Source organism: Cycloclasticus zancles 78-ME, from assembly GCF_000442595.1.
Lineage (GTDB): Bacteria > Pseudomonadota > Gammaproteobacteria > Methylococcales > Cycloclasticaceae > Cycloclasticus > Cycloclasticus pugetii.
On the sequence record NC_021917.1, the window covers coordinates 324,850 to 343,831 of the forward strand.

General features: G+C 43.4%; 20 protein-coding genes. 10 read left to right on the forward strand and 10 right to left on the reverse strand.

The window, feature by feature from the left end; genetic code table 11:
* Positions 1-9: 9 nt before the first annotated feature.
* From purE to hemF, 3 genes are read left to right on the forward strand one after another with little or no spacing between them, the layout of a single operon-like run.
* Positions 10-525: a 5-(carboxyamino)imidazole ribonucleotide mutase gene (gene purE / locus CYCME_RS01615; protein ID WP_015006902.1), complete on the forward strand. Its 516-nt coding sequence runs from the start codon at positions 10-12 to the stop codon at positions 523-525.
* A 7-nt stretch (positions 526-532) separates the two neighbouring features.
* Positions 533-1,087 carry an L-threonylcarbamoyladenylate synthase gene (locus tag CYCME_RS01620; protein WP_015006901.1) on the forward strand — a complete coding sequence of 185 codons (555 nt, stop codon included), beginning with the start codon at positions 533-535 and terminating at the stop codon, positions 1,085-1,087.
* Between the two features lie 17 nt (positions 1,088-1,104).
* Entirely contained in the window at positions 1,105-2,019 is a 915-nt protein-coding gene (hemF, locus tag CYCME_RS01625) for an oxygen-dependent coproporphyrinogen oxidase (RefSeq protein ID WP_015006900.1), read from the forward strand.
* A gap of 12 nt (positions 2,020-2,031) precedes the next feature.
* On the opposite strand, the gene CYCME_RS01630 is transcribed toward hemF, so the two are convergent.
* The gene (locus CYCME_RS01630) at positions 2,032-2,697 is read right to left on the reverse strand and encodes an MlaC/ttg2D family ABC transporter substrate-binding protein (protein ID WP_016390855.1); all 666 of its coding nucleotides are present in this window, start codon (positions 2,695-2,697) and stop codon (positions 2,032-2,034) included.
* A gap of 305 nt (positions 2,698-3,002) precedes the next feature.
* On the opposite strand from CYCME_RS01630, the gene hemB reads away from it, so the two are divergent.
* Positions 3,003-4,016, forward strand: a complete 1,014-nt coding sequence (hemB, locus tag CYCME_RS01635; RefSeq protein ID WP_073023235.1) for a porphobilinogen synthase — start codon at positions 3,003-3,005, stop codon at positions 4,014-4,016.
* Positions 4,016-4,828 carry a shikimate dehydrogenase gene (aroE, locus tag CYCME_RS01640; RefSeq protein WP_020162716.1) on the forward strand — a complete coding sequence of 271 codons (813 nt, stop codon included), beginning with the start codon at positions 4,016-4,018 and terminating at the stop codon, positions 4,826-4,828. Before hemB ends, aroE begins: the two co-directional genes overlap by 1 nt.
* Before the next feature lie 31 nt (positions 4,829-4,859).
* Here the strand turns inward: aroE and CYCME_RS01645 are convergent, their stop codons facing one another.
* Both CYCME_RS01645 and CYCME_RS01650 read right to left on the reverse strand, forming a co-directional pair.
* Positions 4,860-6,032, reverse strand: coding sequence for an EAL and HDOD domain-containing protein (locus CYCME_RS01645; protein WP_020931932.1), 1,173 nt, complete (start codon positions 6,030-6,032; stop codon positions 4,860-4,862).
* 59 nt (positions 6,033-6,091) lie between these two features.
* Positions 6,092-6,628 (reverse strand): gamma carbonic anhydrase family protein, encoded by a 537-nt coding sequence (locus CYCME_RS01650; RefSeq protein ID WP_020931933.1) that lies wholly within the window; start codon positions 6,626-6,628, stop codon positions 6,092-6,094.
* Between the two features lie 52 nt (positions 6,629-6,680).
* On the opposite strand from CYCME_RS01650, the gene CYCME_RS01655 reads away from it, so the two are divergent.
* The 4 genes from CYCME_RS01655 to CYCME_RS01670 all read left to right on the forward strand — a co-directional run bounded on the left by CYCME_RS01655 (position 6,681) and on the right by CYCME_RS01670 (position 11,008).
* Positions 6,681-7,253 carry a LemA family protein gene (locus CYCME_RS01655; protein ID WP_015006894.1) on the forward strand — a complete coding sequence of 191 codons (573 nt, stop codon included), beginning with the start codon at positions 6,681-6,683 and terminating at the stop codon, positions 7,251-7,253.
* Positions 7,253-8,191: a hypothetical protein gene (locus tag CYCME_RS01660; RefSeq protein ID WP_015006893.1), complete on the forward strand. Its 939-nt coding sequence runs from the start codon at positions 7,253-7,255 to the stop codon at positions 8,189-8,191. The genes CYCME_RS01655 and CYCME_RS01660 overlap by 1 nt, the downstream gene beginning before the upstream one ends.
* Before the next feature lie 101 nt (positions 8,192-8,292).
* Positions 8,293-10,368, forward strand: a complete 2,076-nt coding sequence (gene prlC / locus CYCME_RS01665) for an oligopeptidase A (protein ID WP_015006892.1) — start codon at positions 8,293-8,295, stop codon at positions 10,366-10,368.
* Position 10,369: 1 nt separating this feature from the next.
* Positions 10,370-11,008, forward strand: a complete 639-nt coding sequence (locus tag CYCME_RS01670; protein ID WP_015006891.1) for a TIGR04211 family SH3 domain-containing protein — start codon at positions 10,370-10,372, stop codon at positions 11,006-11,008.
* A gap of 70 nt (positions 11,009-11,078) precedes the next feature.
* Here CYCME_RS01670 and CYCME_RS01675 read toward each other — a convergent pair whose 3' ends face one another.
* Positions 11,079-11,309, reverse strand: a complete 231-nt coding sequence (locus tag CYCME_RS01675; protein WP_015006890.1) for a sulfurtransferase TusA family protein — start codon at positions 11,307-11,309, stop codon at positions 11,079-11,081.
* Between the two features lie 62 nt (positions 11,310-11,371).
* On the opposite strand from CYCME_RS01675, the gene ubiD reads away from it, so the two are divergent.
* Positions 11,372-12,838, forward strand: coding sequence for a 4-hydroxy-3-polyprenylbenzoate decarboxylase (ubiD, locus tag CYCME_RS01680; protein WP_015006889.1), 1,467 nt, complete (start codon positions 11,372-11,374; stop codon positions 12,836-12,838).
* On the opposite strand, the gene CYCME_RS01685 is transcribed toward ubiD, so the two are convergent.
* The 6 genes from CYCME_RS01685 to CYCME_RS01710 form a co-directional block, all read right to left on the reverse strand.
* Positions 12,835-14,055, reverse strand: coding sequence for a heme biosynthesis HemY N-terminal domain-containing protein (locus CYCME_RS01685; protein ID WP_020931935.1), 1,221 nt, complete (start codon positions 14,053-14,055; stop codon positions 12,835-12,837). The genes ubiD and CYCME_RS01685 overlap by 4 nt on opposite strands.
* Positions 14,056-14,066: 11 nt before the next feature.
* A complete protein-coding gene (locus tag CYCME_RS01690) occupies positions 14,067-15,320 on the reverse strand; it encodes a uroporphyrinogen-III C-methyltransferase (protein WP_020931936.1) in 1,254 nt (417 codons plus the stop codon).
* A gap of 121 nt (positions 15,321-15,441) precedes the next feature.
* Positions 15,442-16,185, reverse strand: coding sequence for a uroporphyrinogen-III synthase (locus CYCME_RS01695; protein WP_020931937.1), 744 nt, complete (start codon positions 16,183-16,185; stop codon positions 15,442-15,444).
* Positions 16,175-17,104 carry a hydroxymethylbilane synthase gene (gene hemC, locus CYCME_RS01700; protein WP_020931938.1) on the reverse strand — a complete coding sequence of 310 codons (930 nt, stop codon included), beginning with the start codon at positions 17,102-17,104 and terminating at the stop codon, positions 16,175-16,177. Before hemC ends, CYCME_RS01695 begins: the two co-directional genes overlap by 11 nt.
* A 65-nt stretch (positions 17,105-17,169) precedes the next feature.
* Positions 17,170-17,910, reverse strand: coding sequence for a LytR/AlgR family response regulator transcription factor (locus tag CYCME_RS01705; protein WP_020931939.1), 741 nt, complete (start codon positions 17,908-17,910; stop codon positions 17,170-17,172).
* Positions 17,907-18,962, reverse strand: a complete 1,056-nt coding sequence (locus CYCME_RS01710; RefSeq protein ID WP_020931940.1) for a sensor histidine kinase — start codon at positions 18,960-18,962, stop codon at positions 17,907-17,909. The genes CYCME_RS01705 and CYCME_RS01710 overlap by 4 nt, the downstream gene beginning before the upstream one ends.
* Positions 18,963-18,982 lie beyond the last annotated feature (20 nt).

Here is an 18,982-nt window from a genome sequence, read left to right on the forward strand (position 1 = left end):
AGGTAAATGATGCAAGATAATAAAACATTTGTAGCCGTTTTAATGGGCTCTGACTCTGACTTTCCTGTTATGCAGGCAACACTGGATGTATTAAAAGGATTAGACATTCCGTATGAGGTGAGAGTGACCTCAGCACATAGAACGCCGGTAGAAACACATGCCTACGTTACCGATGCCGATAAGAGAGGTTGCGCGGTCTTTATTGCAGCAGCAGGTCTGGCTGCTCATTTAGCAGGAGCAGTGGCGGCTAATACCGTTAAGCCTGTTATTGGTGTGCCGCTTGATGCGGGTTCTTTACAAGGGCAAGATGCATTATTGTCGACCGTACAAATGCCAGCAGGTATCCCTGTTGCTAGTGTAGCGATTGGTAAGCCGGGTGCAAAAAATGCGGCTTATCTTGCCGCTCAAATTATCGGCTTGTTTGATGAGGGCGTTGCACAACGAGTACGTGCAGATAGAAAAGCGTCAGGCGAAGCTGTTATTAAGAAAAACCAAGCCCTGCAAGAAAAGCTTCAACAAGGGTAATCCGGTTGTGCCATCGGTTTGGCAAAAAAAACGGTTTGTTGCTCAACTTCAAGCCGGTGGTCTTGTAGCCTACCCAACAGAGGCCGTGTTTGGGTTAGGCTGCGACCCATTGAACGAAGGGGCAGTTTATCGACTGTTAGATTTAAAAGGGCGATCGGTTAGTAAAGGCTTGATTCTTATCGCATCTGATTTTTGTCAACTTGAACCTTATGTGCAGCCTTTATCTGATGACCTTATGTCAAAAATAAAGGACCAGGTATCGGAGCCAACAACTTGGTTACTGCCTGCAAAAACATCGGTGCCAGCATGGTTGACAGGTGGGCGGAGTAATATAGCGGTTCGTTTGACACAGCATGGCCTAGCTAAAGAGCTGTGCCAGTTAGCTGGTACAGCGATTGTGTCTACTAGTGCTAACATGTCGGGTTGTGAGGCAGTAAGAACGGCGTATCAAGCGCGTCTAAAGTTTTTGTCGAAAAATGTTTATACAATAAGTGGCCAAGTAGGTGGCTTTTTGAATCCCAGCCGAATCATCGACCCCTTTTTAAATAAGCAATTACGTTAACCTAAGAGATTTTATTGATGTCTGCACCCAATCCCCAGCGTGTTAAAGACTACCTGTTGGCTTTGCAAAACAACATTTGTAGCAGTATTGAAGGCCTTGAGGAAGAGGGTGGTTTTAAAGAAGACCTATGGGATAGAGGGGGCGATACAGGCGGAGGGCGTACGAGGCTGATAGAGAATGGCAAGGTGTTTGAGCAGGCGGGGGTTAATTTTTCGCATGTAAGAGGTGACGCCTTACCCGGATCAGCAACACAGAATCGTCCCAAGTTGGCAGGGCGAAACTTTGAAGCAATGGGCGTTTCATTGGTGATACACCCTCGTAATCCTTATGTACCGACATCACATGCTAATGTGCGATTTTTTATCGCAGAAAAAGACGGTGAAGCACCAATTTGGTGGTTTGGAGGCGGCTTTGATTTAACGCCTTATTATGGCTTTGAAGATGATGCAAAGCATTGGCATCGGCAGGCAAAAAAAGCGTGCGAACCTTTTGGTGATAATGTTTATAACGATTATAAAAAATGGTGTGATGAATATTTCTTTTTAAAACATCGTAATGAACCGCGCGGTATCGGAGGGCTTTTCTTTGATGATTTAAATGAAGGGGGGTTCGAACGTTGTTTCAAGCTGATGAAGAGCGTGGGTGACCACTATATTTCTGCCTACCAGCCTATTGTCGAGCGACGTAAAAGCTTGCCGTATACTGACAAGGAACGAGATTTTCAGCTCTATAGGAGAGGCCGCTATGTAGAGTTTAACTTGGTGTATGACAGAGGGACCCTGTTTGGGTTGCAAACAGGTGGCCGTACGGAATCCATTTTAATGTCATTGCCACCACAGGTTAGCTGGCGTTATAACTGGCACCCAGAAGCAGGGACAGCTGAAAGCGAACTGTATGATGTTTTTTTACAGCCTAAAGATTGGCTTGCTTAAACAGAGCTGTTATTAAGACTTGTTGCTCGTTTCTTCTCGAACAAGTTGGCTGTCTGTTTCTGATAACTTGTTTTTTTCGGCTAATTGTTGAATAACCTGATCGAGTCCACCGGCGCTTTTGATGGTTTTAGAAAAGCTCGCTTTGTAATTAGTTACCATGCTAATCCCTTCGATGATCACATCATACGCTTTCCATTCGCCAGCTTTGTTAAGGGCCATTCGGTAATTAACAGCAACGGGTGGACGAGAAGGTTGAATAATTTCAGTTTTAACCATTAGCCTTGTGTCTGTTGGGTCGAAGGTCATTGGTATGAAATGTATGGTCCATTCATCAAATTCTTTAAAGGCAGTTGCGTAAGTATTTACCAATAAGCCCTTGAACTCTTTTTGGAATGAGGTTTTTTGCTCTTCGCTTGCTTTACGCCAGTGTTTACCTAAAACAAGTCTAGAAATTTTATTTAAATCAACACGAGGTTCAAGTACTTCGTTGACCAACTGAAAAACATAATCAAGGTCATCGAGTTTGCTTTTATCCTTTTGAAGGATGTCGTGTAACAGGTCAGATGTTTCTTGGATGACTTGTTGAGGAGGGTTTAAGTCTTCAGCGCTTGCAAATGAGCTAATTGTTAATGCAAAGGCGAAGAGCCCGACGGTTAAAAAACCTTTTAGTTTGTTCATTGTCTATATCCTGTTCTTATTTTGTAGTGCCGGGTTATCCCCTGGAATAGATTATTTTCTTGTCCTATTGCAGCTTCATTTATCGTCATTGCCCCTCTCTGGTGGCAGGGGTTGTAAAAAGACGCTAGTGTAGGCATTGTCGGGCAAGATACAATACTTAATTAAAGTTTATTAGGTGTTTAATTAAGCGGCCTTTGATCTGTGTTTGTAAAAAGTATAGTCGATCAGTTTAATTTTTCTACAGTGTTTTGTCGACTAAGTCGTTAAAATGTCAAAAATGATTATAGCTTGAAATGGTGGGTAAAATGAAGATCAATAAAACAAACTCGATTCTAGTCAGAAGGCAACGACGTATGCGATCAAGCCAGTTTAGTCGCCGTTTAATGCGTGAAACAGTGTTAACAACGGATGATCTGATTTACCCCGTATTTGTGATTGAGGGCGAGAGCCAACGTCAAACAATCGATTCTATGCCGGGTGTTGAGCGACTTAGTATTGATTTGTTGGTGGACGAAGCGCGTGAACTCGTGACACTAGGGGTGCCTGCGATTGCCTTATTTCCTGTGACGCCCGCGAGTGTTAAAACAAGTTCAGCAGAGGAAGCGTGGAACCCGCAAGGTTTGGCGCAAAGAGCAGTTCGGGCGTTAAAGGCTGCATTGCCGGAGCTAGGTGTTATTACCGATGTCGCCTTAGACCCTTTTACAACTCATGGTCAGGATGGGTTGATTGACGATACTGGTTATGTGTTAAACGATGACACGGTGGAGGTGTTGGTAAAACAAGCCTTGTCCCATGCAGAAGCGGGGGCTGATGTGGTGGCACCCTCTGATATGATGGATGGCCGTGTGGGTGCAATCCGCGAAGCACTGGAGGTAGAGGGCTATACGAATACTAAAATTTTGGCCTATTCGGCGAAATATGCATCCAGTTTTTATGGCCCGTTTAGGGATGCAGTGGGTTCAGCGGCTCAGTTAGGAGCAGGCAATAAGTACAGTTATCAAATGGACTGTGCAAATACCGATGAGGCATTGATTGAAGTCGGCTTAGATATTGAAGAAGGTGCTGACATGGTAATGGTCAAGCCAGGCATGCCCTACCTAGATATTGTTCGTCGGGTGGCTGAATCGTTTGACACCCCCGTATTTGCTTATCAGGTGAGTGGGGAGTACGCAATGATAAAGGCAGCGGTACAAAATGCTTGGCTTGGGGAGCGAGCTGTTGTTTTAGAGTCTTTACTGGCATTTAAACGGGCAGGTGCGCAGGGTGTTTTAACTTACTTTGCAAAAGATGTGGCACGCTGGCTAACGGAAGAAAAATAATGACGGATCGCTACGCAGTATTTGGGTTTCCCATTGGGCACAGCTTATCGCCTATTATTCACCGACAGTTTGCTGATCAGACTGGGCAGCAATTAAGCTATGAGGCGCAGGAAGTGAAGCCCGACGTGTTTAATGAAGCGCTTGCTGATTTTTTTAAGGCTGGTGGAAAAGGTGTTAATTGCACCGTACCTTTGAAAGAGCTCGCATATGAAGCAGTAGACCAATTAACACAGCGCGCTAAATTTAGTGGGGCGGTTAATACGATTAAGCGTTTAGACGATGGTTCTTTATTAGGTGATAATACCGATGGTATAGGGCTGTTAACTGACCTTTGCACAAATTTAGGGGTGGAGATAGATGATCAGCGAGTCCTTGTGTTGGGTGCTGGCGGAGCATCTCGTGGAATACTAGGGCCGTTGCTCGAGGCAAAGCCTAGGCAACTTTATTTGGCTAATAGAACTGTCTCAAAAGCAAAAGCAATGGAAGTTTTATTTTCTTCATTGGGCCGAATTCAGTCTTCAAGTTATGAAGACTTAGCAGGAAAGCAATTTGATTTGATCATTAATGCGACATCGGCCAGTTTAAGTGGTTCTTTGCCTGAGATAGCAAATGGTTTATTGTCGCCGAACGGGGTTTGCTATGATTTGGCGTATAGTGAGCAGCCGACAGCATTTGTGTGTTGGGGTATGCAAGAAGGCGCCCGCTTATCAGTGGATGGTCGGGGTATGTTAGTCGAGCAAGCAGCGCATGCGTTTCATCTTTGGCGTGGAGTTATGCCTGAGACTTCAGCCGTCTTAAAGGGGCTAAAGTAAAGCGCATTGAAATGCTGTTGAGCTTATAAAGTTAAATGGATGAGCTAGCATCATCAGCCCATTGGCATGCTTTTAAATAGTCGTTTGAATAGTTATCACCTATGGGCCAATTAAGTTGCTGCTCATGTTTAATGATTATTTTTAAGACCTCACCCATCTCACCTTTTTGTTCAACTAAGGCGTCTATAATCTCACTTTTCAAGGGTAGGGGTTTAACGGCCTCCTTCATTGTCATGTCTAATAAGGCATCCAATGTAGACAGCAGCCCCATTAGAAAATAGCTGTTTGGGTGTGCTTTGTCGTTCTTTACGGCAATGTTTTCTGCCAATTTAGCACGTACTAAGGCATGCTTTATAAGCTCTAAGGGTTTAGAAGGGATGCTGCGCAAGCTAATTAATGTCGCCCACTTCTTTGTTTCATCAATACCTAAGATAACAATGGCTTGTTTAATTCGTTCAATGGGGTTTTTGAACGAGAAGCTGGCAGAGTTTAAATACTTTAAAAGCATATGGGTAAGATTAGGGTCCTTTTCAATGGTGCTTTCGAGTTCAGACATTGAAATGTCCACCTGGTTAACATGGGCTAGAAGTTGGATGATAGCAAACGTGCTAGCGCTAACAGTACGCCCTTTTATTAACTCTGGTCTTGAAAAAAAATATCCCTGAAATAGCTCGCAGCCTATTTGCTTATAGGCATTGAAGTCGTCGAAGGTCTCTATTTTTTCAGCTAAAAATTGTATAGCACAGGGTTGGAGTTTTTCAATTAAGGCTTTGTTGACCTCGATGGAGGTGAGGGTTAAATCAAACTTAATAATAGAGGCTAATTCGATTAAAGGGTCCCATTTTGGGCTGTACACGAAGTCATCAAGAGCGAAAGTAAACCCCTTTTCTGAAAGCTCTTGAGCTCTTTCGATAAGACTAGCGTCAGGTTGAATGTCTTCTAATAACTCTAAGATAACTTGCTCAGAAGGCAGAGCTTCAATCAGAGGGCTAAATAAATCTTCATACGATATATTGATAAAAACAAAGTGGTTGTTTGCTGCTTTTTGTAACCCTAAGTCTAAGGCAGAAGAAGCGATAACCTCAGCAGTAAGAGAATGTGCTTGTTGCTTTTCATCTTCAATCGGGCGATACAAAAATTCATAGGCGTGAAGTTCTAAGGAGCGGTTTAGTATGGGTTGTCGAGCAAACGAGAAATGACGCATGACAGTAGCCCTTAGGATAATTAATGAATGATACCTTTCAGTTTAGTTGAAGAAACGCATTAGGTTGCCTCGTTAAGGTATTTATTTTTCAATCGAACATAGTTCTGCGGTGAATAGGTTAAAAACTGGGCTTCTTTTTCATTAATGGGCCGAGCTTTTTTGACTGGAGAGCCAATATATAAATAGCCACTTTCTAATACCTTTCCCGGAGGGACAAGACTCCCAGCACCAATCATCACTTGGTCATTGACGATAGCGCCATCCATCACAATAGCGCCCATTCCAATCAGGCAACGATTACCAATGGTGCAGCCATGCAGTGTCACCTTATGCCCAACGGTTACGTCTTCTCCAATCACAACAGGGTAGCCCCCCGGGTTAAAGTCACTGGCATGGGTAACGTGTATAACGCTACCATCTTGAATATTAGAACGACGACCAATTTTAATACTATGAATGTCGCCACGAACAACGGCTAATGGCCAAATAGACACATCGGCAGCAAGTTCAACGTCTCCAATAACAACGGCGGTATCGTGGATAAAGGTAGAGTCTTCAATTCGCGGTGTTTTAGAGTCAAAAGATTTAACGTGCATGTGCGATTTCCTGTTCTATACTTTAGTGAGTATTTGTTAAAGGGAGAAAGACATGAGTGTATCAGGATTTATGGCATTGGCCGTTATTGTTGTCTTAGTGGGCTATGGAATAGCGTTGTATAACAGCTTAGTGAGCTTGAAACATAGCGTATCAAAAGCGTGGTCAAACATTGATGTGTTGCTTAAGCAGCGACATGATGAGTTACCAAAATTGGTTGAAACGTGTCGGCAATACATGAAACATGAGCAAGACACCTTGGAAAAAGTTATGTTGGCGCGCTCGGGCGTTTCAAATGCCCTAGGCGAGTCAGATGTGGCGGCATTAGGGAAGGCGGAAACACAGATGCGGCAAGGTCTCATGAACCTATTTGCCGTTGCCGAAGCCTACCCTGAACTAAAAGCAAATGAGTCGTTTAAAGAGCTGCAAAATAGAATAAGTCAGCTAGAGAATAACATCGCGGACCGACGTGAATTTTATAATGAAAGCGTGAATTTAAATAATGTCCGTATTGAGCAATTTCCAGATGTATTGATAGCAAAATTCTTTAACTTTAATGATTTTGATTTATTAGAGTTTGAAGCGTCACAAACGGCCGATGTTAATGTTAAAAAATTATTTGAATAATGAATGAGTGGGCAGAGGCCATTGAACGCTTGTCGGCTGATGAGTTTTGGGTATATTTTATTGCTACATGCCTAATTTCCTTGGCCTGCCTATATTTTTATTTTCGTTATTTGTGGCGTTATCGCATTATGCAGGACACGCCGACGGCACTGATCAGGTCGGCATCACAAGGTTATAACGAGTTTGCTGGCATCGCTAGATTATTACCTGGCGAGCCTATTATTGCGCCCTTAACGAAGCAAAGCTGTGTTTGGTATTGGTATAAAGTAGAAGAGAAACAGTCGCATTATGTGCGGGGGCGTAGCCGTACCAGTTGGAGCCTTTTTGAAACTGGTATTAGTGACGGCATGTTTTCTCTGCATGGTAAAACGGGGCGGGCAATTGTTAACCCAGATGATGCTGAAGTAATCCATTCGGTTTCTGATACTTGGTATGGCAGTTCACCTTTTCCAACCGCAGGTCCAAAAGGCTTTAGTTCAAGTGCGTTTGCTCTTGCTAAGCGATACCGTTATAGCGAAAAACGCATTCATGAAGGTGATCAATTGTATGTTCTTGGTGACTTTAAGTCGTTTAAGGAACTGGCGTTGCCAACAAAGGATGAGTCTTTAGCGGCGATATTAAGGCAATGGAAAAGCAACCCGCGGATGCTATTAAACCGTTTTGATGAAGACCGCGATGGGCACATTGATTCAGCGGAGTGGGAAAAGGCTGTTCTTATTGCAAAACACCAGTTGGCAGAGGAGTTAGCCCGTCAGCACCGTGGACCTGTTGAGCATATAATTGAAAGACCAATGAGTAGCCGCAAACCATTTTTAATTTCAACAAAAAATGAGGCAGTGCTTACCGCGAGGTTTCAATATAAATCTTGGGTGTCGCTGTGTTTGTTTTTTGCCATAAGTGGGGTGGCGCTGTGGATGATGAATGTGCGTATGGGCTAGTTTTCTAAAGACCAGTGTCGGTTTTCTTTGGCAGTCAGCTAGGCTTCTTAGTTTAAGTATTCGTTATGCAAAGTGTTGAGGCTTGGAAGCTGCACTGAAGCATGCGAAAATACTTTATTTTTCAACTGTATAAAAATATGACAAACCCTTTATTAGAAGAATTTGAGCTTCCGCACTTTAGTGAAATAACAGCAGCCGATATTGAGCCAGCTATTAATGAGGTGCTAGCAAAAAACAAAAGAGAAATAGCTTCTTTGCTTGAGGGGGGCAAAGAATACAGCTGGGAAAACCTGGTGCACCCGATTGAATTGATGGATGATTATTTAAACCGAGTGTGGTCGCCAGTCAGTCACTTAAACTCGGTGATGAACAATGACGAGTGGCGTGAAGCGTATTCTAATTGTTTACCTAAGCTCAGCGAATACTCAACAGAAATTGGCCAAAATAAAGAGCTCTACCTTGCTTATCTTTCGATTAAAAAAGGGGCTGAGTATAAGGTATTGAGCACGGCACAAAAAAAGATTATTGATAATGCGTTGCGCGACTTTGAGTTGTCGGGGGTGGCTTTGCCGAGTGATAAAAAACAACGTTATATGGATATATCGCAGCAATTGTCGACATTAACGAACCAATTTGAAGAAAATTTAATGGATGCCACCAATGATTGGAGTCAATTGGTGACAGATGAGGCTGATTTGCAAGGCTTGCCCGCATCGGCGATGGATCTACTCCGTCAAACAGCGCAGCAAAAGGACCAAGACGGTTGGATGCTGACGTTAGAGTTCCCGTGCTATATGGCAATTATGACGTATGCAGATAACCGTGAGTTACGCTATGCCATACATCATGCTTTTGTAACAAGGGCATCTGATCGAGGAACTGGCAAAGAAAGCTGGGATAATTCACAGTTGATGAAAGACATCGTGGGCTTGCGACATGAAAAGGCACAATTGTTAGGTTACAAAAGTTATGCTCATTTATCGTTGGCCACCAAAATGGCCGATAAGCCTGAGGATGTACTGACATTTTTAAATCAATTGGCCGATAGCTCTTTGCCAATGGCTAAAAAAGATTATGCGACCTTATGTGACTTCGCTGCTAAGCAAGGACATAAAGGTGCTGTTGAATCGTGGGATGTCGCTTATTATTCAGAAAAGCTACGTCAAGAGAGGTATCAGTTTTCTCAAGAAGAAGTGAAGCCATATTTTCCTGCAAATCGTGTATTAACAGGGATGTTTAAGGTGGTTGAGAAACTGTATGGGCTTAATATTTCAGAAGTAAAAGACGTTAATACCTGGCATAAAGATGTGCAGCTTTTTTCCATTACGGATGAAAAAGGTGTTCACCGAGGTCGGTTCTTTATTGATCTTTTTGCTCGTCCGCATAAGCGAGGAGGGGCTTGGATGGATGAGTGCGTGACCCGTTTTAAAAAGAAAGACGGGGTGCAAACGCCGGTTGCGTATCTAACGTGTAATTTCACCCCACCTATCGGTGAAGACCCATCGTTGCTAACTCATGGCGAAGTAGAAACGCTCTTTCATGAGTTTGGACATGGCTTGCACCATATGCTGACACAAGTTGATTACTTAAGTGTGTCCGGCATACATGGTGTGGAATGGGATGCCGTTGAGTTACCTAGCCAGTTTATGGAAAACTGGTGCTGGCAAGCAGAGGTAATGCCGTTAATTTCTGGTCACTATAAAACGGGTGAGGTACTGCCACAGGAAATATTTGAAAAAATGTTGGCAGCGAAGAACTTTCAGTCGGGTATGCAGATGGTGAGGCAGATTGAATTTTCAATATTTGATTTTCGAATTCATTTGGAATATGACGCAACAAACGATTCGCAAATTTATGATGTGTTGGAACAAGTTAGAGCGGATGTTAGTGTTGTTAAAACACCAGAATTTAATCGTTTTCCGAATAGCTTTTCACATATTTTTGCAGGAGGTTATGCGGCAGGCTATTACAGTTATAAGTGGGCGGAGGTTCTATCTAGCGATGCTTTTTCGTTGTTTGAAGAAAAAGGAATCTTTGATGAGCAAACAGGGCGTTCTTTTTTACACAACATTTTAGAAAAGGGAGGGAGCGATGATGCGCTTGAATTATTTACAGCGTTTAGAGGAAGAAAGCCAACAATAGATGCTCTCTTGAAGCATTCAGGCATTGCAGCATAAGATGTTAAAGCACGTTTTCTTTTTGCTGTTGTTTTTGCCAGCCATGGCGAATGCAGCACATATAACTGATAAATTATTAGCTGGCATGTATGCTGAACCTAATAATAGTGAACAACCTACACAGTTACTCCCAAGTGGCACACCTGTTGAATTAATAGGTGAGGCTAAGGGCTTTGTAAAAGTGCAGTTGGTGGGTGGTGAAACGGGGTGGGTTGAAAAACGGTTTTTATCAGAAGAAAAGCCGGCAAAGGTTAGGCTGCTTTCACTTCAAAGTAAATACAGGCAGCTTCAAGAAAAGCTAGATCGTGCAGAAGCGACATTAACGAAATTAAATCAGCCGACTGAAGAGGTTGTGCCGAATGAGCAAAAGAACGATCAACGTATCACTGAAGAACTACAAGAGGCGTTGGCTAAGGCGGAAAAGACCATTCAACAGCTACAGCAAGAGAATGAGCAACACCCGTTGGTAGCCAATGTGACAAAAACGGTGCCGCCGCCAACAGATAATGAGCCCGTCAGCTTTTCTTTTACAGGACTAAGTCTGTTGTTATTGGTTCTTAGTATGCTTATTGGTGTGTATCTGGGTATAAAATTTCAAGATGCCCGTCAGCTGAAACGGCATGGTGGGTTTAGAATTTAAGCATTTCCAACAACAAAGGCGCTTTGATTAGCGCCTTTGTTGCATTTTGGTGATGTAAGCAGTAGTTCTATTAATCGGCCACTTTAATGTAAAAGCATTGAATATCATCATCGCGTTCATGCCTTAACATTTGATGGTTTGATTTATCAATAAACACGCCAACATCAAGATGAGAGGCAGGGTCGGTTGCTAACATTTTAATAATGTCGCCCGGGCTAGATTTTTGAAGCTGTTGCTTGAGTCTTAATAACGGTAGCGGGCAGTTTAAGCCTTTCGCATCCAGTGTTATATCGTATTTCATATCTTAGTTTTTATATTGGTGTTACTTTATAATCTCATCATAATGAACAGTCTAAAGTAAGTATGGATTATAAGGATTTACGTGATTTTATCTCAAAACTTGAACAGTTAGGTGAGTTAAAGCGAGTCAATCAAGAGGTTGACCCTCATCTTGAGATGACAGAGATATGTGACCGGGTGTTGAAACAGGAAGGACCAGCAATACTATTTGAAAACCCTAAAGGTTATTCGATACCGGTTTTAGCTAATTTATTCGGAACGCCGAAACGGGTTGCTTTAGGGATGGGGCAAGATACTGTTAGTGCATTAAGGGATGTCGGTGAAGTGCTGGCAGCACTTAAAGAACCTGAGCCACCAGAAGGTGTAAAGGATGCTTGGGCAAAATTACCGGTTTATAAGCAAGTACTTAATATGGCGCCAAAGGTGGTTAAAAAACCCGTGTGCCAGCAGGTTGTTATTGAAGGAGAGGCTGTTAATTTGGCTGATTTTCCGATTCAAACATGTTGGCCTGATGATGCGGGGCCACTGATTACGTGGCCATTAGTCATCACTAAGGGGCCATTAGCAAAACGGCAAAACCTAGGTATTTATCGTCAACAGGTGATTGGGCGCAATAAAGTCATTATGCGGTGGTTAGCGCATAGAGGCGGAGCGCTAGATTTTAAAGCATGGCAAGCAGAACACCCAGGGGAGCCCTTTCCAATAGCCGTTGTGTTGGGCGCTGACCCTGCCACCATTTTGGCGGCGGTAACGCCTGTGCCGGATGCGTTATCAGAATATGCATTTGCAGGGTTATTACGTGGTTCTAAAACAGAAATTGCAGATTGCTTAACGCATGATCTACAAGTTCCTTCTAGTGCTGAGATTGTTCTGGAAGGCTATTTATACCCTGATGAAATGGCAGATGAAGGGCCGTTTGGTGACCATACAGGCTACTACAATGAAGTTGAACGTTTTCCTGTTTTTACGATTGAAAAAATAACGCATCGTAAAAACCCTATCTATCATTCAACCTATACGGGCAAGCCACCTGATGAGCCTGCTATTTTGGGTGTTTCGTTGAATGAAGTATTTGTGCCGATTTTAAAAAAACAATTTCCTGAAATTCAAGACTTTTACTTACCACCAGAAGGCTGTTCTTATCGAATGGCGATAGTCAGCATTAAAAAGCAATACCCAGGGCATGCAAAACGAATCATGTTTGGTATTTGGTCATTTTTACGGCAATTTATGTATACCAAGTTTGTTATTGTGACGGATGATGATGTGGATATTCGTGATTGGGAATCAGTTATTTGGGCCATGACCACACGTGTTGATCCATCCAGAGATACGACGTTGATTGAAAACACGCCGATTGATTATTTAGATTTTGCGTCGCCAGTTTCTGGCTTAGGTTCAAAAATGGGTTTGGATGCGACAAACAAATGGCCAGGGGAAACCACGCGAGAATGGGGTAAGCCGATTGAAATGAGCGTACCGGTTAAGCTTAAGATTGACGAACTATGGTCAACCTTAGGGCTAGATTAGCTGGATTGGCTTGTTGATGGAGCCAGGTTTAGTTTGTTTGCGTTTATGCTCAGCTCAAGCCCCGTTTTATAGTGGGCGCTTGCCTCGTTATTAGGGTCACCTAACTGTTCTTGCACTTGGCCTAATAGCAGATAGGCTAAGCTAGACGGTTGCAGTGAAATGCTGTCGTCTAGGTATGATTTAGCTTTGCTCCAATGCTCTTGCTCTATGCAAAGTTGCGCCAGTGCATTAAAAAATTCGCTGCTGGCCCCATGTTTTCGTAACCATTTTTCTAGCTGCTGCTGTTTTTTTTCTGCTGGAATAGTTAATTGCATATACCGAGCCAGTAAGTCAGGGTTTGCTTGTGCATTTAGGCCCTTAATCAATAGCTCTTCAGCGCTGGCATTATCGCCTGTGCGAATCAGTTGAGAAGTGTAAGCGATCAGGTAACGAGGGTTTAGCTTCTGTTTTTTGTCGAGTGCCTTCCAAATCATACTAAGCGTTAATTGGCCAGACTCAAGGTTGTTTGAAAATAACTGTGTTAACACTTTTTCTTCAACCGGCAGCCACTCTTGTGAAGCAATTTTTCGGTTGTTTTTTATGGATGGTAGTAAATGATAAAGAGCTTCCCACTCGTTTAACTGTAGGTGTGTTTTCATTAACAACGTTAAAACAATAGGGTGGTTAGGTGTTGCTGTTCTTAGCTGTTGCAGTGTGGCAAGCGCCTGTTCAAATTGACCAGCGGCGAGTTGTAACTTAGCACGTGTTAGTTGAATGGCATGTATTTGGTCGGGCAACGTCTTGCCTGCCTTAAATAAATATTCATCTCGGCGATTATAAGCGCCTTGAGACTGGGCGGCATGGGCGGCGCTAAGGTAGTTCAATAAAGGGGTGTCACTTTGTTCAGCATGCTTGACTAAGAGTTTTTCAGAGCGCTGCCAATTGCCTTCGGCAGAATTAATCAGGCCTTTATTAATTTCTTTTTGTGAGCGGGTCGTTTTACGTTTTTGGTTCCATCTGCTGATGCTTTTGGGACTACGTTTAAGAGTGAGCAGGGCTCTTAAAGAGAAATAAAAACCAATGAAAATAATCAATGTAACAAACAACAGGACTGCCAGAGACGTCTCAATGGATACGTGCCCATAAGTTAAAAGGGCGTATCCAGGTTCCAGATGTACCTGATAAGCAAGTCCACTAGCGATGACTAGAGCGAGTATGAGAAGAAGTATTAGTTTCATAGTGCTTGCCTCTATTGCTCTGCTTTAGTAGGTTCCGGAGCTGCCGAAGTTGGCATGTTATTGTCTATTGCGAGGGGGGCTGGTTCTTCAGCTGGTGGCTGTGAGCTGAGATCCTTTTTTTCTATGGAAGCAGGGGTAGCAATAGTGATTGAAGGGGCGGTACTGTCTTCGGCTGACATGCTTAATAGGGGCAAATCGCGCAGCATCTTTAACGATAAGGCAATAGAGGGAAGCTCAGCTTTGATGACTGTATTTTCAAGCTTATCAAGTTGCTTAAGGGCCGTTTTTACAGCAGGGTTGTTATTATCAAAGTAATCACCTAGCCAAGTTTTAGCAATGGCGATGTTCGCAGTGTAAAGGGCTTGTTGCTGGTTAATTAAGGCTAGCCTGGCTGATTCAAGCTTTAAGGCTAAATTTTTTCTAATCAGTTCAATGCGCTCTGGTGTCATCAACGCGGCTAAAGGTTTATCGCTGCGCCGAACGACGATTAATTTACTGAAGCTCTCCCAAGCATCGTTAAGGGTGTCTTGAATATTTTCTGGAATAGGGGAGGCATCACCTTTACCAATTTCAGGTGCTTGAGCGGTACCGGCATGAGGCGCTTTAATACCCATGCTAGAAACGGCGTCTTCTAGGGCCAAAAGTTGCGACGAAAGACCTACCGTATCTGGTAAGACGGTACTGTTGAGAAGGTTTATTTCTTTTGCTATTTGTTGACGAATGGCAAATGTTAGGGGGTCGCCATTTTCTTTAAGTCGTTGATCAGCGGTCTGTAGAGCAACAATGGCGGTATCAACGTCTCCGGCTAATTGTAAGCGGGTATTGGCCACACTCACTAAATACTCAGCTTCAGCAATAAGCCATTGACGCCTATTTTTGCCGACTTGTTGTTGTAATAAAGTGATCCTTTCATCTGCCGACTGCTCGAGCTGCTCAACGTGTGAGTTAAGGTCTGATAACTGATTGCTAACTTGACGGGTTTTAGATTGGAGTTCGTTTGAAGCTCCGGACGTGTCGTTTTTAAGTGCGTCGATGCTGCTCGACAGCTGACTAATGTGTTGAGTGAGTTGCTTAAAGGCGAGGTACCCAGCCATGGTGGCCAGAATAACTAAAAAAATGGCCAGCCAAGCAATCGCGCTTCTTGATTTTTGTTTGGGCTGATTAGTAGATGATGTCTTTGTCACTACCTTTTCAGGCTGCTTACTGCTTGCCTTAGGGTTAGGTTTGTCTTCAGTGTGCGCTTCCTGTTTTGATGAGTCATTCATGACAGATATCCGTGAGTGATAAAGATTAGGTCATTTCAATACATAGAGCCTAATGGTTGTAAAGTCAGTTATGGTCCTTTTCAGTATAGCGCCGAAACAGCTACGATGCTTGAAAAATGTGTTAGCGTTTTTTGTCTTGGCTGATGGCAGAGACTAAGCCTTTATCGCTAGCCCCATGACTAATGAGCAGATGTTGGCAGTCAAGACTGCTGGCGTAGCGGGCAAGTCGTTCGCTAAAGACCACGAAAGTACACTGTTGTTTAAGCTCACCAATAGGCCTTGGCGGGATTAGAAATAGGTTGTCTAAGGCCAGTTGACTAGTGATGGTGATGTAGGCGGGTTTCTTGATGCGGCTTGTCTTGTAATTATTAGGTAATGTGCGTTGGTATACGTCAAGAGTATCAACGGTCATGCCGCGTTTTTGTAGTTGTTCAGCCAATAAAGTACGGCCTCCTTTGCCTTTAATGATGAGCCCTTTTTTTTGCTTAAGGTCGCTTGGAAGCTGTGTAAGTAGGCGCTCAGAATTAAAGGGTTTAGCGGCAGTAATGGCAGGTTTTAAACCGAGTTGGTCCAGCGTGTCGGCTGTTTTAGGCCCAATGGCAATCATGCCAGAAGGTGTTTTTTGCCATTGATGATCTATTAGGCGATCGGCCTGTATAACTGCATTTGCACTGATAAAAATCAGGTAATCGTAGTTACTATGCTGGTATAAAGTGTTGCTAATATGCGCTGTATTTTCAACAGCTTGAATCGCTATGGTTGGGTAGCGAATTGGTGTAAAGCCTGCTGCCGTTAACAGGCCACATAGGTGATCTGATTGATGGGCTGGCCGCGTGACTAAGACAGTTTTTTCATTACTCTGCATGATCGTACAGTTTGTCTAGAATCTCTTTAGCACCGGCAGCTAAGAGACGGTTAGCAACGGTAACGCCAATCTTTTCTGCATCCTCAAGGGGGCCTTCTAGTTGTTCAGTGATCATTACACTGCCATCAGGTTCTGCGACCAAACCATGTAGGCGTAAAATATCACCTTTAATTCTTGCGTGCCCCGCGATGGGGGCTTGGCACCCACCTTCCAGTGTGAAATTCATGGCGCGTTCGGCCTGCACACGAATAGCTGTAGGCTTGTCATGTAAGCATTCAATGAGCGCTAGTGTTGCCGTGTCGCCCTGCCTACATTCTATGCCGATAGCGCCTTGGCCAATAGCCGCCAACAATGTGTTAACCGGAAGGGCCATTTTTATTCTGTTCTCAAAACCAAGGCGAATCAGACCCGCTGCAGCAAGAATAATGGCATCATAATCGCCGTTATCTAGCTTTTGCAGGCGACTATTTACGTTTCCTCGAAGTGATTTGATGTGTAAGTCAGGGCGCATTTTAAGTAGCTGGCTCTGACGCCTAAGACTTGAGGTGCCAACAACAGCGCCTAGGGGTAAATCGTTAATGCTTGAGTAGGCGTTGGAAACAAAGGCATCCCGAGGGTCTTCACGTGACAAAATAGCGCCAATTTCAAAGCCCTCTGGTACTTGAGCGGGTACATCTTTCATCGAGTGAACGGCGAGGTCTGCATCACCATTTAGCATTCCCTGCTCAAGCTCTTTAATAAAAAGGCCTTTACCACCAATTTTTGCTAAGGGGGTGTCAAGAATTTTGTCACCTTGTGTGACCATTTTAACCAACTCAATTTCAAGTGAAGGGTGTGATGCTTTTAGCAATTTAGCGACGTGTTCAGCTTGCCAAAGGGCTAATGGGCTTTTGCGAGTTGCGATTTTAATCAGAGACATGACGGTAACAAAGGATTGTGAGATAGGCGGATTATATCAGCCGGGGGCGACATGTTTAAGGAGACTCAGTCTTTCTGTCGCAGAAAACGGTTTAATTCGGCTTGGTGTCGTCGACTGATGCTCAAGGTTTCTTTATAGCCTTTAAGCTGCAGCTCGAATTGGCCCGAGGCAGATTTTGTAATAGCGTGTATAGCAGTTGTATTAACCAGGGCATTACGATGAATGCGAAAGAATTGTGTGCCGAATTCTTCCTCCAGTAATTTCAGCGAGTCTTCGATTAATATCGACTCTGTTGCAGTCGCCGCGAGAACGTATTTATGGTCAGCTTTGAAGAATAAGATATCGTTGACGTTTAGGACTTTAAGGCCATGATGTGTATGAGCGCAAAGGTGTTGGCGTGGTCGTGATAATAATGGCGCGGCTTGTTTGATATCGATGGGCTGCGCCATGTATTGCGCTGCTTTATCAATGGCTTGATCTAATCGAGCTTGTTTAACCGGCTTAAGCAAATAATCAATGGCATTTTTATCAAAAGCCTCAATAGCGTATTCGTCGTAGGCGGTGACAAAGACTACCCGTGTTTTTAATTGAGCGTTTGCTATTTCAGTAGCGGTTTGCAAACCATCCATTTTTGGCATGCGAATATCCAGTAAAGCCAGCTCAGGTTGAATATCAATGCATTGCTTTAATGCGTCAACCCCATTACTGGCATCGGCATAGACAGTGTGGTGGCTGCTAATTGCATCGACTAGTCTTTTTAAACGTTGCCTTGCCAGTGGTTCATCATCTGCAATTAAGATTTTCATAAGAGGGACTTTTGGTATGGAAATTTAAGTTGGGTCTGGAATTCTAAATCGCTTGAGCTGACCAGTAACTGGCTTTGCCCTGGGAAGCATTGCTCCATTCGAAGGCGGATATTATGCAAGGCCATCTTGTTTCCGCCACGTTCCTTTGATGCGTGTTCATTGCCAATAGGGTTTTTGACGAGTAAACGAATAATACTTTTTTCCATACTGCCAGAAATATTCAGCTCGCCGCCGTCACCGACCGTTTCAATACCATGGTAAACGGCATTTTCAATGATAGGTTGAATGCTTAACGGCGGGATGAGGGCATCGCTTGGGATGTTTGAAATATCTAACCGTATGGTTAACCGATCACCTAAACGGGTTTGCTCGATATTTAAATATTGTTGAATGAAAGCAAGTTCTTGGCTAAAAGGAATCAGTCGTTTAGATGTTTGCATATTAGCTCGAAATAATTCAGCTAAGTCTTCTGTCAGCGACTCAGCCAAGGGTGGGTCTATTCGCGTTAGGCTGGCAATGGTATTTAGGCTATTAAATAAAAAATGTGGTCGAATACGGGCCTGTAATGCATCAAGTTGTGCATCGGCTTCTGCCTTTATTTGTCTGCGCCATTGAAATTGAATGTATAGAAAGCGTAATAAAATAAGGCTAAAGATAATACTGATACCCGTATTTCTTAAATAGATACTAAGGTAGCTATTTGGGGAACTTGCAAATAGGTCTAGCTGGGGTAATAAAAAAGAGATGACCCAGGTAATGAACAAGGTTGTAAGGTTGATGGTTAAAAACATCAGAAGACATATCTGGGTTGAAGAACAACGGTTTATTTTTTCTTTCAAAGCGCAAAAAATAGCAGCGCATGTAAAGGCAACCCATAAAATAAACAAGGCATTTAAACTAAGCGCTACCCAAAAGTCACCACTTATAAAGCTGGTATTTAAGGCAAGAATAATGGCCAGTAATTGAGAAATAAGCGTGAGATACAGGACATTCTTAGCAAGACACATGTCCGGCAAAAAATAAGCTTGTTGTGTGAGAGAACTTTTGTCCATGCTGGAAGTGCTAGCCTATG